Raw genomic sequence first — 16,699 nt, forward strand, 5'->3', positions numbered from 1 at the left:
AAATCTATCAGTACCAAATATTGTAGAACCTGGGAGAAACCTATCTTATTGGTGCTGACGGTGAAAAAAATAATAAAGAAGTGCTTGAATTAATCTTAGAATTAATGGGACAACCTATTGACACATACGATCAAGTTAAAGATCGTCCAGGACATGATTTACGTTATGCCATTGACGCAACGAAGTTACGTACAGAACTTGGTTGGCAACCTGAGTTCACTGATTTTAAAAATGGATTACAACATACAATTGATTGGTATACTGCACATGAAGATTGGTGGCGTGCTGAGAAAGACGCTGTCGAAGCTAAATATGCCAAGAATGGTCAGTAGTAAAATTCAAGGGTTGGCTGAATTATGGTCAACCTTTTTTGTGAATGGAGAGACAATTACATGAAATACTTGATTACAGGTGCCAAAGGGCAACTGGGCACAGAACTGTCAAAGTTGTTTGATGATAAAGATATTAATTATTGGGGCTATGATTCAGCTGATCTTGATATCACTGACCGTGAGGCGGTGTTTAATACACTAAATGATCTTTTACCAGATGTGGTTTTTCACTGTGCAGCATATACTGCCGTTGATAAAGCCGAGGGTGAAGGAAAAGCTCTTAACTGGCAAGTGAATGTCGATGGCACTAAGAATGTGGCGGATGCCGCAGCGTCAGTAGGTGCCATTGTAGTATATATTAGTACCGATTATGTATTTGATGGTACTAATGAAGGCGAATACCAAGTGGATGATGTGACTAATCCGCAAAATGAATATGGCAAAGCTAAGTTAGCTGGCGAAAATGCGGTAAAAGAGGCTTCCAATAATTACTACATTATTCGAACATCATGGGTATTTGGCAAGTATGGGCATAATTTTGTTTATACAATGTTAAATTTGGCCAAGACGCATGATCAGATAACAGTGGTTAATGATCAGGTAGGCCGTCCCACTTGGACGTATACTTTAGCTAATTTCATGTTGTATGCTGTGCAACATAGTGTGGATTTTGGTACTTATCAGTTATCAAATGATGATTCGTGTACATGGTATGATTTTGCCAGTGAAATATTAAAAGATACTAATACTAAAGTTTTGCCAGTGTCCTCTGCTGAATATCCACAAAAAGCGACACGACCACAACATTCGATTATGAGTTTAAAAAAAGCCAAATCTACTGGTTTTTTTATTACAACCTGGAAATGTGCATTAGATGAATTTATGGAGGACGTTAACATTTGACAGAAGAGGTAACTGTATTTTCATATGGAGATTCAAATAATTTGAGTACTTGGTCAAATGTTCCATTCTTTTTAACAAAAACAATGGAAAATAAAAATATTACTGTAAATCGTGTAAACGTAGAACCAAACAAATATTTTGTATTTATATGGAACAAATTAGTTTTAAAATTACTTAAAATTTTCTTTAATAGTGAAACGACATATACTTTTGATAGAACCCCTTTTTTTAGAAAATTTGTTGATATGAAAATGAAAAAGGCGGTTAATAAATATAAAAATACAGACATGTTTTTATCTATAAGTTTCAGCTTTCATCCCAAAAAGTACACAAATAAGCCTGTCATTATGTTTTGTGATTGGACATATGACTATTATTTTGATCATTTTTTAAAAAGGAAGCCAGACAAGTTAGAAATGCAAGAAATAAAGAATCAACGTTTGTTACAAGAAAGCACAGATGCTATGATTGTACTTTTTCCAGATGTGTGTGAGTATTTAAAAATAAAATCAACTTGTAATAATATATATTATTTGGGGAATGTTGTTAATTCAGATAATTATAGATTGACAAATGAAGTAATTGAAAATAAATATAGAAACAATAATATTGTATTCATAGGTTCAAAAAAATATCTACCAGGCTTAAATACCTTACTTAGGTCCTTTACAAAGTTAAGAGAAAAATATGATAACCTTACATTAGATGTTATTGGTATAAACAAAAATGATACTGATGTTAAATATGAAAACGTAAATTTTTGGGGTTACTTAAATAAATCTGAATTAGATGATAAAGCCAAATATTATGACATTGTAAACAATGCGAAGGTTTTTGTTAATACAACACCAAATTGGGCCTCCTTTTCTGCTGTTTTAGATGTCATGTATCATGGGTGTCCGATAATCACATCGAAGTATCGTAGTTTTCAAGAAACTTTTGGTAATGAAATAAAATTTGGATCGTATTCCATAAATGATGAGAAAACTTTGACTAAAAAGATACATGACATTTTTGATATTAGATTAGATGAATATCGTGAAAAATGTAAACTTTCAAGAAACGCTGTTGAACCTTATAGCTGGAGTAATTACGTAGATAAGATCATAGATATTTCAAATCAAGTTAAAGAAAAATAGGTATCTATTAAATGAAGGTTTTAAAAAATTATTTATACAACGCCACGTATCAGGTATTTGTGTTATTGGTTCCTTTAGTCACTATACCTTATATTTCTAGAGTTTTGGGACCTCAAGGTGTTGGAATTAATACACTTACAAACTCAACAATTCAGTACTTTGTATTAATTGCAAATTTAGGATTGACGACATATGGTCAACGTGAAATAGCCTATACAAGAAGTAGAGAAAAAAATAAACTTAGTGAAGTCTTTTGGGAAATCGAAACGATTTCTTTAATTACAACAGCAATATCTTTTTTTCTATTCCTAATTACCTTACATTTCATTAATAACTATTACATTTATTATTTGGCGCAGTCTTTTTTAATTTGTGCTAGTGCTTTTGATGTATCTTGGCTATTTATGGGGCTTGAGAATTTTAAAATTACTGTCCTAAGAAATTTTGTTTTCAGAGTCATTTCAATTGTTTTAATCTTTTCGCTTGTAAAAAACCATAATGACATTACAGTGTATATATTGATAATATCGGTTTCTACGGTTTTTAGTAATTTATCATTATGGCCATATTTAAAAGAATATATATCTAAAGTACCTATTAGAAAATTACACTTGAAAAGGCACATCAGACCGACTATTGAGCTATTTATTCCACAAATTGCAATCAGCGTTTATGGAATATTAAATAAAGTGATGCTTGGACATTTTAGTACAGTTGCAAGTTCCGGTTATTATGACAATTCTGACAAGATAATTAGAATTTGCCTTGCGTTACTAACATCTTTTAGTACCGTTATGATGCCACATGTTGCTCAAGCATTTGTGAGAGGAGAAAATAAAAAAATACAGGAGTTTGTGCGTCAGGGAATTGATATTGCCGTTGCATTTTCTTTCCCATTATCAGCGGGTATAATTGCGGTGGCGCCAAATTTTGTCCCATGGTTTTTTGGGAAGAATTTTGATCCTGTTGTGAATGTGATTTCAATTGAGGCGATAGCAATCATACCTATATCACTAGCCACGATACTTGGAGCTCAGTACTTAGTACCCTCGAATAAAAATAATCAATATACAATTTCAATATTGTGTGGTGCACTTGTCAATATATTAATTAACATACCTCTTATTCATTATTTTTCTGCTGAAGGAGCCGCAATTGCAACCGTTGTGGCAGAAACTGTTGTTACCTTTGTTCAAGTTAAATTTACAATGAAAAATATTAAGTTGATAGGAAATGTAAAAGAGTCAATAAAGCCGTTAGTTAGTAGTTTAATAATGTTTTTCATAATATTTACAATGACTCATTACTTAGCTGAAAGTTTTATGTGTATATTATTTGAGATTATTATTGGCGTACTGGTTTATACCTTGTTTATGATTACACTTAGATCAAGAATAATCATGAATGTTTTTAAAGTACTTCAAATTAAATTTATGCATAACAAGATTTGATTAATTATATAAATAGAATGGTAATGACTGAGATCTAATTAGAAAATTGAATAAATTTGAATTCAAATTTTACTCACAGAAAAAGGACTTCCACTGTCGAAGATGGAAGCCCTTTTATGTGCGAATTTTCCGAAATTGTCGGATTAAGTATATTGTAGCACAAACTGGTTATGTGACAAATGCTACGACAATTTTATTTACAACTGCGAAAAGTTAAGTTAGTCTTAATTATAGATATTAATTATCGTTTTTATAATACAGGCATAATTTAGCCTGATAAGGGGTGAATCGTATGACTCCGATTATATTTGAATATCGCTATACTGCGTTACTGGCCATTAACGAAAATGAAATTTCCGACCACCTACGTCTTGCACTTTGCAGTATTCTTGATCAAACCTTGTTGCCATCTCAAATTGTGATCGTTAAAGATGGTCGTAAAGAGTCGCAAATTTACCGTGTTTTGGCTCACTTTGCCACGGATTGTGCCAGTCGATTAGTTTCATTGAAAATAGTTTATAACCAAGAGCACAGTGGAATGGCATACGCATTAAATCGAGGCCTAAAACATTGTGATTATTCCTTAGTGGCACGATTTGATAGTGACGATATTAGTATCCCTGAACGAATGGCTAAAACATTACAAATGTTTAATGAACGGCCTCAATTGAGTGTTATTGGTAGCTGGATTGGCGAATTTGAAACAGCGGTGGAAGATGTTGTCGACGTTCGTAAAGTACCAGCATCCCATGCGTTAATCAAAAAAATATCTCACCATCGTAATCCGCTAAACCAGATGACGGTTACGTTTCGAAAGAATGCCGTGATGTCTAATGGGGGTTATGCATCAATGGAATCATTTGAAGACTATTATTTGTGGCTAGCTATGTTAAGTGAACACATGCAGTTTGCAAATATTCAGAAACCATTGGTTTTAGCACGACACAGACATAGCAGATGGCAGCAGCTTGGTAAGAAGGTTTTTAAGCAAGAATTGGAATTTCAGCATATGGTTTATCGGGAACACTATATAAGACTTAGCGAGTATGTGATGAATGTTGCTTGATGCATAGGTATACATCTTGTTACTATACCTGTGATTGTGTTTGCTGAACACGTTTGAATGTCTCAATAAACATGATGTAGTGTCAATTTATATAGCTGAAACGAGCTTATTGAGCACTGAGGTCCATTAAAATAAGAGGTCTAAGCAAATCAATCGTAAAAACCACGATTAATTCACTTAGACCTGCTATTTTATAAACCTCAAACCGTGCTCAAACGCTCTCTACTTTGAGTCTTCCTTCTCCAACTTAGCCCCGAGAGTCTTAATATACTCGCGCAACTCATCTTTAACTTGTGGGTGGGTTAAACCGTACTCGATGTTTGTTTGGATCCAGCCGAACTTGTTACCAACATCGTAGCGTTTGCCCTTGAATTCGTGGGCGAACACTCTCTGTGTTGTGTTTAGTGTATCAATGGCATCCGTTAATTGAATTTCGTTGCCCTTACCAGGCTTGGTGTGTTCAAGTACATCAAAAATTTCTGGTGTTAAGAGGTAACGGCCAATGATTGCTAAATCGCTGGGTGCTTCTTCTGGTTTTGGCTTTTCAACGAAGTTTTCTACGTTGTAAAGACCAGGTTTCACCTCGGCAATTGGGTTGATGACCCCATACTTAGCAGTATCTTCATGAGGAACCTTCATAACAGCTAAAGTTGACGCACCGGTATCTTCAAAGCTGTCCATCAATTGACGAGTTAATGGAGTCTTGTCACTCATCAAATCGTCACCTAACATTACAACAAATGGTTCGTCACCGATGAAAGCCTTCGCGGTTAGTACGGCATCCCCCAAGCCGCGCGGATGCGACTGACGGATAAAGTAGAGGTTGATATCAGTAGTTTCTTGAACTAATTTCAACATTTCATCCTTATGCTTTTCGGTTAAGTTCTTTTCTAGTTCAGGGTTTGAATCGAAGTGATCTTCAATCGAACGCTTTGACTTACCGTCAACAACGACGATATCTTCGATACCTGACTTCTTAGCTTCTTCAACAATAAACTGAATGGTCGGCTTGTCGACAATTGGCAGCATTTCTTTTGCTAACGCCTTGGTGGCCGGCAAAAAGCGAGTACCCAAACCTGCGGCGGGGATAACAGCTTTTCTTACTTTTTTCATTGGTATAGTTCCTTTCGTTTTATGAATCATATGTTCATAATATGCATTGTAGCACAAATTAATATTTCATAAATACCTAAGTGGTATAGATTTTGATTCTGGAAAATAATTTCAATTAATTGAGAAAATTTTGTCATAGATACTGCTATACGTCGAGCAATGAGGTAAAATAAAAACATTAACATATACATATGAGGTGCATTATGGTTGTGGGGTATTTACTAGTGCTAGCGGTCCTGGCACTAATCTTTCTAATTTTAATTTATAAGCATTATCGTAAAACGGTGGTCGAGGGACGACCGGAATCATTGGCGTTTGTTCGAATTGCGTTGAGCTGGTTACTGTTGATTGTGTTTGTTGGCAGCTTGGGGGGTGCCGCATACGCAACGGTTCGTGGCCACAGTAGTAGCTCGCAGGCAGCAGACAATTCATCTTCCAGTTCTTCGGAGTCAGTCGTTTCTTCCAGCAGTTCTAGCACGACTAAGCTAGCTAAACTTGGTTTCAGTTTTTCACCGAAGAAGCCAGTGCTAAGTGATGGATCTGTGAAGGTGAAGTTTAAAGTGTCACCAAAAACCAAGCTGACCATTAAAGGTCATTATTCAGGCGATCTATATAAGAGCTTTAAGGCTAACAAGGATACTAAGCAAGAAAACTTCAAGTATACATTCAGCACCGGTGGCACTTATGATGTGATTGCTACAAGAAACGGAAAGAGTGTGACTAAGCAGATTGTGGTATCTGATAGTGATGAATCTAGTTCATCGTCATCATCAGTGGTTTACTCTTCAAGTAGCAGTGAGGAAAGCTCATCAACGTACACGCCTGCATCAAGTTCTAGTGCGACAGGCTCAACCGGTGGCACAACTTCCAGCACCCGTCGTTCATATTATTCACCATCCAGCACCACACGGAGTGGTTCAACTGGTGGATCAACGTCAACAAATGAATCAACTAAATCGACAGCTAATACCACTGATACAGGTACGGACAATAATACCGAGTCAGGGGTTGGCGAGTACCAAAATGGTCAATAAATCTAATTATTTCTTAAGCCCGCGCATAAGACGGGCTTTTATTGTACACTAAGGAATATAATGGTAAGCATATGATTATTAATGACGAGTATGTCGACTTAAGGAGAGACTAACGAAATGAAAATTTTAATTGTCGATGACGATAAAGAAATCGTTCAACTTTTAGAGATTTACGTTAAAAACGAAGGCTATGAAGCAATGGCCGCATACGATGGCAAGGAAGCCATGACAAAACTCAACACGAACCCTGACATTGCCCTCATCATCTTGGACATCATGATGCCAGAAATTGATGGAATTGAAGTCGTTAAACAAGTTCGCAAGGACTCACAAATTCCGATTTTAATCTTGTCTGCTAAAACAACTGATATGGATAAAATTCAGGGGTTAATTACTGGTGCTGATGATTATGTTACTAAGCCGTTTAACCCACTGGAAGTTATGGCACGGGTGAAATCATTGCTGCGTCGGAGTCAACATGATGTAACCAATGACCAACCAGATGTATTAGACATCGGACCACTGACCATTAATAAGGATTCTCACGAAGTTAAGACGATCAAGGGTGACTTGATTCAATTAACGGCGCTGGAATTCGGTATTTTATACCTCTTGGCTAGTCACCCGAACCGGGTATTTTCTGCCGATGATATTTTTGAACGAGTATGGCAACAGGAAAGTATCGTGTCTGCTAAAACGGTTATGGTGCACGTGAGTCATTTGCGTGACAAGATTGAAGAAGCTACCGGCGGTGAAAAGGTGATTGAAACCGTCTGGGGTGTTGGTTATAAAATTGAATCACACTAGATTAAATACGCAGAATAGCTCGATTATCCCTCATCAATTTAATTGATGAACGATAATGGGGCTTTTCGTTGTGAATTCTGATTTTAATGCGTGAAAATGTGTGAGGTATGTTATTCTAGAAACTGGTTAAGCGGGAACGAAATACTGTGAGATGTTTGGGAAAGCAGTGTTACTTTCCGGCACCAAGGTAATGAAAATTAGGAGTTCATCGTGAAGCTGACTGCACGAGAAAAAAGTTCATTAATTTTTGAGGGGTTCATCACCGTGCTCCTCCTCTTTTTGCTGAACCTATCATTAATAGTGATCGTTGAAGACACCATTCGCAGTAATCCAGGACTGGAAAACGGGATATTTATTATTAAGCAATCATTAATTGTCGGTCCGTATCATACCCAGATCTGGAGTTATCAGCGATGGATGATTGGACTATTGATCGTGGTAGATGTGCTGGTTGTGTACTGGCGCTTGATTCGCCGTTATCATCAGTATCAACTTCACCATATCATTACCGAATTACATTACATTGCCCAGGGACACTTTGATCACCGGATTCCATTCAATTTGAAGGGCGATCAGCAAAACGTGGTAACCAGTGTTAATGCACTGGTTGACAGTGCAATTCAATCGATGAATGACGAACGTAAGATTGAACAATCCAAAGATGAATTGATCACCAACGTTAGTCACGATTTGAGAACACCACTGACGTCGATCATCGGGTATCTCGGCCTGATTGAAGATAAGCAGTATCATAGTGAAGAAGACCTGCTCAAGTACACGCACACGGCCTATGAAAAGGCTAAACAGATGAAATCACTGGTTGATGATTTGTTTGAGTACACCAAGGTGCGACAAAAAGGCTCGCCGGTTAACATCATTAATGTCAACCTTGACCAAATGTTGGAGCAGTTAGCCGCCAGCTTTGAGTTGGAGGCTAGTCACAAGGGCATTTCGATTACATCTGAGAGTCATCCGGCCAACCTGATGATTGAGGCGGATGCGGAAAAGCTCGGGCGGGTATTCAGCAACCTGGTCGCTAATGGCATTAAGTACGGTGGTAGTGCCAAGTACATTAAGTTGGTAGCCAAGCAGGCTGATAGCAATGTGGTCGTCACTGTTAGCAATGATGGTTCCAAAATTCCACCAGAATCCTTGAGTCATTTGTTCGAGCGGTTCTACCGGGTGGAAGAGTCACGTTCTAAAGCCACTGGTGGCACTGGATTAGGATTAGCAATTGTTCAAAGTATCGTTGAGTTACACCATGGTAAAGTTGAAGTAACATCCACCGACAAGGAAACGAGTTTTATTGTCACTCTGCCGGTGCAGTACACGGCGCAAGCTGAAGATACAGAAAAAGACTAGGTATGAGGAAGAAGAAAGATGAAAAAATTAAAGAACTTTGTAATTGGTTTCTTACTTGTAATTCTCACATTTAACGTTGGTATTGTTGGATTAAGTGGTTCTGCTAAGGCGGCCACTACCATTAATGCCAGCGCTGCGATGGTCGTTGATGCTAAAACTGGTCAGGTTATTTACCAGCAAAATGGCAGCAAACGATTACCCATTGCTTCCATCACTAAGTTATTAACGGTCGCTGTAATCGAAAACGAAATCAAGCAGGGCAAGTTAAGCTGGAACACGAAAGTTAAGATCAGTAAGCCGGTCGCTAAGCTATCGACAAACTCAGATTATTCGGGTGTGCCACTTGATAAGGGTCACTCGTATACGGTTAAGCAATTAGTTCATGCGACATTGATCAAGTCAGCGGATGCGGCAGCGATCGCACTATCAACCACTAACGGTGATACGACCGCCAGCTTTAATAAGAAAATGCAGACGATGGCCCACAAGATGGACATTAAAGACGCCAAAATTTACAACGCGGCTGGATTAACCAATGGTGAAATTGGTAGCTTGAAGTTAAAGAATGTCAGCAAGAATGCTGAAAATGAGATGAGTGCCAACGACATCGCAAAGATGTCTGATTACATCATCAAGAAGTATCCAAGCGTTTTGAACATTACGAAGATCACTAAGGAAACGTTCAAGACTGACAGCACTACTTCTACAGTGATGGAAACCTTGAACGAAATGTTGCCAGGTCAATCTACTGCCCCAACCAAAGTAGTTATGGACGGCTTAAAGACCGGGACATCCGATGCCGCTGGTAAGTCATTTGTCGGGACTGGGACTTATCAAGGTAACCGGTTCATTACCGTTGTCTTGCACGCCAATGGTACGAACGGATCAGATACTCGCTTTAGTGAAACGGTGCAATTGTTATCTATGATTTACACCGACTACACTCAAGTAACGGTTGCTAAGGGCAGCACGGTTAACGGCGTTTCATCATTGAGTATTCCAAATGGTAAGGCGCGCACGGTTCAGATTCGAGCAGCCAAGGATACTAAGATTTGGTTGCCAAACGGCACGAACGTGACTGATTTGAATCATGCTGTGATTATCAAGAAGGCTCTAAGAGCGAAGAATGATACGTTGAATGCACCTGTTAAACAGGGTCAAGTGGTTGCTAATGTAGCCCTGAAACGTTCTGACATTACGACAATTAATGGCGGTTATATTGAAGTACCGATGGCCGCTCAATCAAATGTTCAAAAAGCTAACCTCTTTGTACGGATGGCTCGTTCAGTTGCTGGATTCTTTGGTAGCAACTAGGTCGTCAAAATTTGCAAGTCGCCAATTTTCCATTATTCGTGGAAATGATGAAACTGATGTTGGCATTTAAGTTATGATACAGCGACTAGTACTTTGCGGTGAATATTAAAACATTTGTATTCATTTATCATAAAACATGCTAAAATAGTTTCGTGTTGTGTGTGTAATAATTTAATTTAAGTCGCAGATAGTTTCATTGGGGGAACGTTCTTGAAACAAAAAGAGCCTAACTGGCTGATGGTGTTGAAGGTATCAATGCCACTATGTCTCAGTTATATTCCGATTGGTCTCGCGTGTGGTGTTTTGCTCCACGCGGCTGGATTCAATTTCTTAATGACGTTACTTGTCTCCATCGTGGTTTTCTCAGGTGGGGCGCAATTTTTGATTGCTTCATTACTTACCATCAATGCACCAATTCTTTCCATCGTTGTGACGCTGTTTTTCTTGGAGTTACGGTACGCACTACTGGGCTCCAGCCTGTCAAAGTACATGAAGAACCAGCCACAGCGTTTCATTTGGCTATTTTCAGTTTCGCTGAATGATGAAAACTACGCTATTAACTACCTTAAATTCAATACTGATAAAGATTGGACACCGCGTCAGGCATTAATGGTCGAACACTATTCATTAATTACCTGGTCCGTTTCTAACTTTATCGGCAGTTTGATTGGTAGTGCGCTCACTATTAACCTTGATATTGTTGATTTTGCGTTGACAGCGCTGTTCTTGTACATGATTGTTATGCAAGTGCGTAACCGATTAACATTCTTAATTGGATTGCTATCAGCTGTGCTTTCAATCATCTTCATTGCTTGGACTAAGAGTACGATTGGGATTATTATCTCAACGCTGTTGGCATCATTTGTCGGATTTATGGTTGAATCTTATATTCGCAGACACCACCAGCATGTTCACCACACGTGGTTGTTTGGGAAGATTAGAGGACCGGCAATTACCAGAAAAACTGTTGAGGATAAGGATGCTGAAGAGGCCGATGAGGCCGACTCATAGCGGAGGTTCAAATTGGAAACTGTGTGGACTAATTTCCCCGTGCTAGCAAGTACGGTGGTCAATAAGATGGATTCAACGGATCATTTAATACTGATCGCCTTAGCAGCGGTCACAGCATTTTTACCTCGCTACATCCCAATGCTGTTCTTTTCGACCCGTGAAATTCCAGATTGGTTTAACGAATGGATGAAGTATGTGCCGGTTAGCTTGTTTACAGCACTGGTTGTGAAGAGTGTTTTTCTTTCCAGCACGTATCACATCGAACTGCTGGGACACGTCAACTACATTATCGCTGGAGTCATCGTCATTTTGATTACTTATGTGACGCGCTCAATGGCGTTCTCGGTGTTGGCAGGACTAGTGGCTGTATTCGTTATTACTACATTTTTTTAAAGATAAACAAATATGGCGAAAGCCTATTAAAATAAAAAGGTCTCATGATTTGTAATAAATCATGAGGTCTTTTTTGATGGCCTTAACAGCAGGATTAATAGTTTGCTTGTATTTCGTGAGATACAGAATGTGATATAATCACTACACATAAAACAGTTTGAATGTGCAAATGACAACTAGTATCGCAGAAATACAAAATATAATTACCAGTATTCAAGCTAGACGATCTAATTGGAGACTGAGTGTAAGACCAAAAAATTTATTAACACTTTCCAAACTAGGAATCGATTCACAAGTAGTTTTTGACATTATTGATAACACGTTGACCTGGAAGGATTATGTTTCTAGTCCTGAGAAGGATAATCATCTAATTCCAATACCGGGTGATATCTGGGTGTTTAGGCTAAATATTCAAGGTGAGATTTGTTATTTAAAATTTCAAGATAGATCTAATTCGTTGGTGATGTGGATATCAATACACATAGCTGAATATCCTTTAAAATTTCCATATAGGTGACTGATGGACGATAATTGGAAAAGAAGGTGGTGCAAATAAAAAAAAGAAAATTTTACAATCCTGAATTAGGCACTAAAGAAGAATATTCAGAAGTTTGGAAAACGGAAACCGTTTCTGTAAGAGATTTAGATGATATTAAGGTTGTCAATCATTATTGGCAAGATATTAATGGTGAACTATGGGGAGATTTTAACGATCCCATGGAAAACATTAGACGAAGCTTTGTGGCATATCGTGAAAGAAAATCATATATGACACCTGACGATATCAGATCGTTACGTGCCAGATTACACATGACTGTTCGTGAATTTGCAGAGATGCTTGGAATTGGAAGTTCAACTCTTACCGAAATTGAAAATAACCAACGAGTTCAAGTTAAATATCAGGAAATCCTTTTTGAGGCGGTAAATGAACTTCTAAATAGTGAAGGACGTTTGCCATCTCAATGGCAAACTGAACATTAACATAAATTAATAGTAAAGACGCTATCAATAACTGATTAAGGTCATGATAGCGTCTTTATTTATATTAAATATGAAATTGTTTTTAGTTAGCACTTTCGGTAGTTTGATCTTCGTACATGTAGTCACGAGTCAAAGGCAAAACTCGACCAGATGGTCCCTTAGTCATCAAGAACTGAATGACATCAATGTTACCTGACTGGAATGATGCTGCACATGCTTGAAGATACATGTCCCACATCCGAGTGAAGCGGGTCCCCATCATCTTATCAACTTGGTCGCGAACGTTATTGAAGTTCTGATCCCAAATCTCAAGAGTCCGTTGATAGTGACGACGTAGTGGTTCCATATCGAATAACTGCATGTCATTTTCAGTGATGTGACCAACCATTTCGTTCAAGCCGGGAACGTAGCCACCTGGGAAGATGTACTTGTTGATCCAGCCGTTGTAGGCACCACCTTGTTGACGAGTAATTCCGTGAATCAATGCAACGCCATCGTCGGTTAGGTAACGGTTAACATCTTTGAAGTAGACGCCAAGGTTTTCCTTACCAACATGTTCGAACATCCCCACTGAAGTGATGTAGTCCCATTGCTCCTTACCAAGTTCACGATAATCTTCGAGGCGAACTTCGGCAACGTCTTGGAGACCCTTTTCTTCAATGCGTTGTTGAACTAATTCGTATTGTTCTTTACTGAGGGTCACGCCGGTAACCTTCAAACCATACTTTTCAGCAGCGGTCAGCATCAAAGTACCCCAGCCACAGCCGATATCAAGGAGTCGTTTGCCTGGTTGTGGGTTCAACTTCTTAATGATGTGCTCAACCTTGTCCAGTTGTGCTTGTCTTAAATCATCAGTGTTGCCATTATCGAAGTAGGCACATGAGTATGTTAACGTGTCATCGAGCCAGAGTTTGTAGAAGTCGTTACCAATATCATAATGATCTTGGACGTCGGATTTACTGCTCTTTTCCGAATGGTTTTGTTTTGGCAGGAACTTGATCAGTTTTGAATCATGGAAGAAACTGCCGGCACTTTCATAAGCAGATTCAATTAGTTTTTGAATACTGCCGTCAATGTCAATTTTTCCGTCCATGTATGCTTCACCTAACGCAATTGAAGCATTTCGAGTGATTTCTTTCACTGGAATCATATCATGGAAAGTAATGGTTACAACAGGATCGCCTTCGCCACCATATTGATCTGACGAGCCATCCCAGTAGTTAACCTTTACTGGAATATTAAAGCTCTTACTTAGAAACGTTTTATAAAAAGTTTTTTCGAGCATACAAAAATATCCTTTCAATCTAAATTAACGTGATTCATTATACTCCAAATTAGCTTTTATTACGTAACAATAAGCACCATTGTTTAATATACGAACGATAAGTAGGCAATGAAAGACTATGCTAGCCCCTCATAGTTATATAAAAAAAGTTTTCCTATTAAACAATATTTGAATAAAACTATTACATCATTAATTATTTTATTAAGGTCAACATTTGACAAAATGACTAAATCTGAATAGTTATCAATTAAGTGGTGGACAATTAGTGCGATTTACTTAATTTTTGGTAAGTGAATGATATAATCAGAGTGCGGAGCCAAACGGTTAGATCACGAGCATTAATGTNCTTCTTAAAATGATCCCGGAGTTTGGGATTGTTTTAAGAAGCGGATTAAGCGGAATGATCTGTTTGGCGCAGCATGTTTCAAATCAGAGTGCGGAACAATCTGGTTTTCGGAGCACGTTTCAAAATCAGAGTGCGGAGAAAGCCGAAAAGGGTGTGAGCATTAACAGGATAATGATAATTATTCCTGGTATTGGAATGATTGTCATTATGTTGTTAAGCGGAGCACACTGGCTTTCGGAACACGTTTCAGTTGGAAAGTGAAAAACAATATTTTTCACATCAACAGATTTGAAACCAGCTCCAAAAAAGAAGTAAAAGGGGGGATTGCCGTGACTGCCGCATGGCATCGATTCATTAATAACGTCAAGTTACGTCGATTTGTGGTACTGATAGCAGTCATATTTGTACTATGGTTGGCTCGGTCAGTAATGAGTACGGTACTGCTGACGTTCATTTTTACATACTTGATGATTCACTTAGTACACTTAGTTAGGAGATTCGTAAAAATACCGAGTGTCGTGATCGTCTTGATCACTTACGCAATCGTCTTGTGTGGACTTTATTTTGGAATCACCAATTATCTACCTAAGCTGGTTGAACAAGTGGTTAAGATGACGGATTCTGTAATGAAGTTCTATGAATCATATGACACCAATCAGATTATGGACTACATTACTAACTACATCAGCAAGTCCAGCATCATTGAACAGGCCAAAAAGGGGATGAGCCTGGTATTGGAATACATTACCAGTATCGGGGCAATGGCGGTAACGTTTGTGATGTCGTTGATTTTAAGTTTCTTCTACACAATTAAATTAAAAGAAATGAACGAATTTTCGCACAGCTTCCTCAATAGTGATTTCGGTTGGTTCTTTCAAGACTTGTCATACTTCGGTCACAAGTTTGCCAACACGTTCGGGGTTGTTTTGGAAGCCCAATTCTTCATTGCCATCTGCAACACAGTGATTACCACAGTTATTTTGGCGATCATGGGGATGCCACAAATTTTGGCATTGTCGATCATGATTTTCCTATTTAGCTTGGTACCGGTGGCCGGTGTAATTGTGTCATGCATTCCATTAGCAATGATTGGTTATTCAGTTGGCGGGGTTCGCTACGTCGCCTACATTCTGATCATGATTTTGGTGGTTCACACGATTGAAACTTATGTATTGAATCCGCAATTTATGTCGAGCCGAACTGATTTGCCGATCTTCTACACATTTGTAGTGTTGTTAGTAGCTGACAAATTGTTCGGCACTTGGGGACTGATTGTTGGGGTTCCAATTTTCACGTTCTTACTGGATATTTTAGGGGTTAAATCCATTCCACGTGGCAAATTGCATGTTCGTCATAAAAAGTCATCAACGTAATTTAGCAAAAAGGCTTTCGATTTTTAGCGTTTCAGAGTAAAATGTAAAGGATAAAAAGAAAAAGAAAGAGGTCATCAAACACATGGCAAAACTTGTATTAATCCGTCACGGTCAAAGTGAATGGAACTTATCTAACCAATTTACTGGTTGGGTTGACGTTGATTTAAGTGAAGAAGGCGTAAAGCAAGCTAAGGCGGCTGGACAAGCTATCAAGAAGGCTGGCTTGGAATTTGACTATGCATACACTTCAGTTTTGAAGCGTGCTATCAAGACTTTGCACTATGCTTTGGAAGAATCAGACCAAATGTGGATTCCAGAATATAAGACATGGCGTTTAAACGAACGTCACTATGGCGCTTTACAAGGTAAGAACAAGGCCGCTGCCGCTGAAAAGTATGGTGACGAACAAGTTCATATCTGGCGTCGTTCATACGACGTGTTGCCTCCATTGTTGGATGCAAGTGACGAAGGCTCAGCTGCTAACGATCGTCGTTACGCTAACTTAGACCCACGTCAAATTCCTGGTGGCGAAAACCTTAAGGTTACCCTTGAACGTGTAATGCCACTCTGGGAAGACGAAATCGCTCCTAAGTTACTCGACGGCAAGAACATCGTGATTGCGGCCCATGGTAACTCATTACGTGCCTTGAGCAAGTACATTGAACAAATCAGTGACGAAGACATCATGAACCTTGAAATGGCTACTGGCCAACCTGTTGTTTATGACTTCGATGATAAGTTGAATGTCTTGGGTAAGGAAAAGTACTAAGATAAACAGTATCTGAATAC

15 protein-coding genes and 1 pseudogene are annotated in these 16,699 nt (G+C 38.5%); 14 read left to right on the top strand and 2 right to left on the bottom strand.

Going from position 1 to position 16,699, the window contains the following annotated elements:
* Positions 1-29: 29 nt before the first annotated feature.
* The 5 genes and pseudogenes from FD16_RS09750 to FD16_RS09770 all read left to right on the top strand — a co-directional run.
* Positions 30-332: pseudogene (locus FD16_RS09750) on the top strand (GDP-mannose 4,6-dehydratase); the annotation flags it as partial.
* A gap of 60 nt (positions 333-392) precedes the next feature.
* Positions 393-1,235, top strand: coding sequence for a dTDP-4-dehydrorhamnose reductase (gene rfbD / locus FD16_RS09755; protein ID WP_010622602.1), 843 nt, complete (start codon positions 393-395; stop codon positions 1,233-1,235).
* Complete coding sequence (locus FD16_RS09760; RefSeq protein WP_010622603.1) at positions 1,232-2,374, top strand: glycosyltransferase; 1,143 nt, start codon at positions 1,232-1,234, stop codon at positions 2,372-2,374. Before rfbD ends, FD16_RS09760 begins: the two co-directional genes overlap by 4 nt.
* Positions 2,375-2,385: 11 nt before the next feature.
* On the top strand, positions 2,386-3,825 hold the full coding sequence (locus FD16_RS09765) for a flippase (RefSeq protein WP_010622604.1): 1,440 nt from the start codon (positions 2,386-2,388) through the stop codon (positions 3,823-3,825).
* A 292-nt stretch (positions 3,826-4,117) separates the two neighbouring features.
* Positions 4,118-4,891, top strand: coding sequence for a glycosyltransferase (locus tag FD16_RS09770; protein WP_010622605.1), 774 nt, complete (start codon positions 4,118-4,120; stop codon positions 4,889-4,891).
* 222 nt (positions 4,892-5,113) lie between these two features.
* On the opposite strand, the gene galU is transcribed toward FD16_RS09770, so the two are convergent.
* Positions 5,114-6,004, bottom strand: coding sequence for a UTP--glucose-1-phosphate uridylyltransferase GalU (gene galU / locus FD16_RS09775; protein WP_010622606.1), 891 nt, complete (start codon positions 6,002-6,004; stop codon positions 5,114-5,116).
* 209 nt (positions 6,005-6,213) lie between these two features.
* Between galU and FD16_RS09780 the strand changes: the two genes are divergently transcribed.
* The 7 genes from FD16_RS09780 to FD16_RS09815 all read left to right on the top strand — a co-directional run bounded on the left by FD16_RS09780 (position 6,214) and on the right by FD16_RS09815 (position 12,906).
* Positions 6,214-7,038 (top strand): hypothetical protein, encoded by an 825-nt coding sequence (locus tag FD16_RS09780; RefSeq protein WP_162255732.1) that lies wholly within the window; start codon positions 6,214-6,216, stop codon positions 7,036-7,038.
* Positions 7,039-7,155: 117 nt separating this feature from the next.
* On the top strand, positions 7,156-7,845 hold the full coding sequence (gene croR, locus FD16_RS09785; protein WP_010622608.1) for a response regulator transcription factor CroR: 690 nt from the start codon (positions 7,156-7,158) through the stop codon (positions 7,843-7,845).
* 210 nt (positions 7,846-8,055) lie between these two features.
* Positions 8,056-9,207, top strand: coding sequence for a sensor histidine kinase (locus FD16_RS09790; protein WP_010622609.1), 1,152 nt, complete (start codon positions 8,056-8,058; stop codon positions 9,205-9,207).
* Between the two features lie 18 nt (positions 9,208-9,225).
* The gene (locus FD16_RS09795; RefSeq protein ID WP_010622610.1) at positions 9,226-10,521 is read left to right on the top strand and encodes a D-alanyl-D-alanine carboxypeptidase family protein; all 1,296 of its coding nucleotides are present in this window, start codon (positions 9,226-9,228) and stop codon (positions 10,519-10,521) included.
* A gap of 237 nt (positions 10,522-10,758) precedes the next feature.
* A complete protein-coding gene (locus FD16_RS09800) occupies positions 10,759-11,532 on the top strand; it encodes an AzlC family ABC transporter permease (protein ID WP_050899282.1) in 774 nt (257 codons plus the stop codon).
* Between the two features lie 66 nt (positions 11,533-11,598).
* Positions 11,599-11,925 (top strand): AzlD domain-containing protein, encoded by a 327-nt coding sequence (locus FD16_RS09805; RefSeq protein ID WP_033386070.1) that lies wholly within the window; start codon positions 11,599-11,601, stop codon positions 11,923-11,925.
* A gap of 531 nt (positions 11,926-12,456) precedes the next feature.
* Positions 12,457-12,906 carry a helix-turn-helix domain-containing protein gene (locus tag FD16_RS09815; protein WP_010622614.1) on the top strand — a complete coding sequence of 150 codons (450 nt, stop codon included), beginning with the start codon at positions 12,457-12,459 and terminating at the stop codon, positions 12,904-12,906.
* 82 nt (positions 12,907-12,988) lie between these two features.
* Here FD16_RS09815 and FD16_RS09820 read toward each other — a convergent pair whose 3' ends face one another.
* On the bottom strand, positions 12,989-14,191 hold the full coding sequence (locus FD16_RS09820; RefSeq protein WP_010622615.1) for an SAM-dependent methyltransferase: 1,203 nt from the start codon (positions 14,189-14,191) through the stop codon (positions 12,989-12,991).
* 675 nt (positions 14,192-14,866) lie between these two features.
* Here FD16_RS09820 and FD16_RS09830 point away from each other — a divergent pair.
* Complete coding sequence (locus FD16_RS09830) at positions 14,867-15,910, top strand: AI-2E family transporter (RefSeq protein WP_010622617.1); 1,044 nt, start codon at positions 14,867-14,869, stop codon at positions 15,908-15,910.
* Between the two features lie 82 nt (positions 15,911-15,992).
* Positions 15,993-16,679 (top strand): 2,3-diphosphoglycerate-dependent phosphoglycerate mutase, encoded by a 687-nt coding sequence (locus tag FD16_RS09835; protein ID WP_010622618.1) that lies wholly within the window; start codon positions 15,993-15,995, stop codon positions 16,677-16,679.
* Positions 16,680-16,699: the final 20 nt, after the last annotated feature.

This window comes from Paucilactobacillus suebicus DSM 5007 = KCTC 3549 (genome assembly GCF_001434475.1).
Classification (GTDB): domain Bacteria; phylum Bacillota; class Bacilli; order Lactobacillales; family Lactobacillaceae; genus Paucilactobacillus; species Paucilactobacillus suebicus.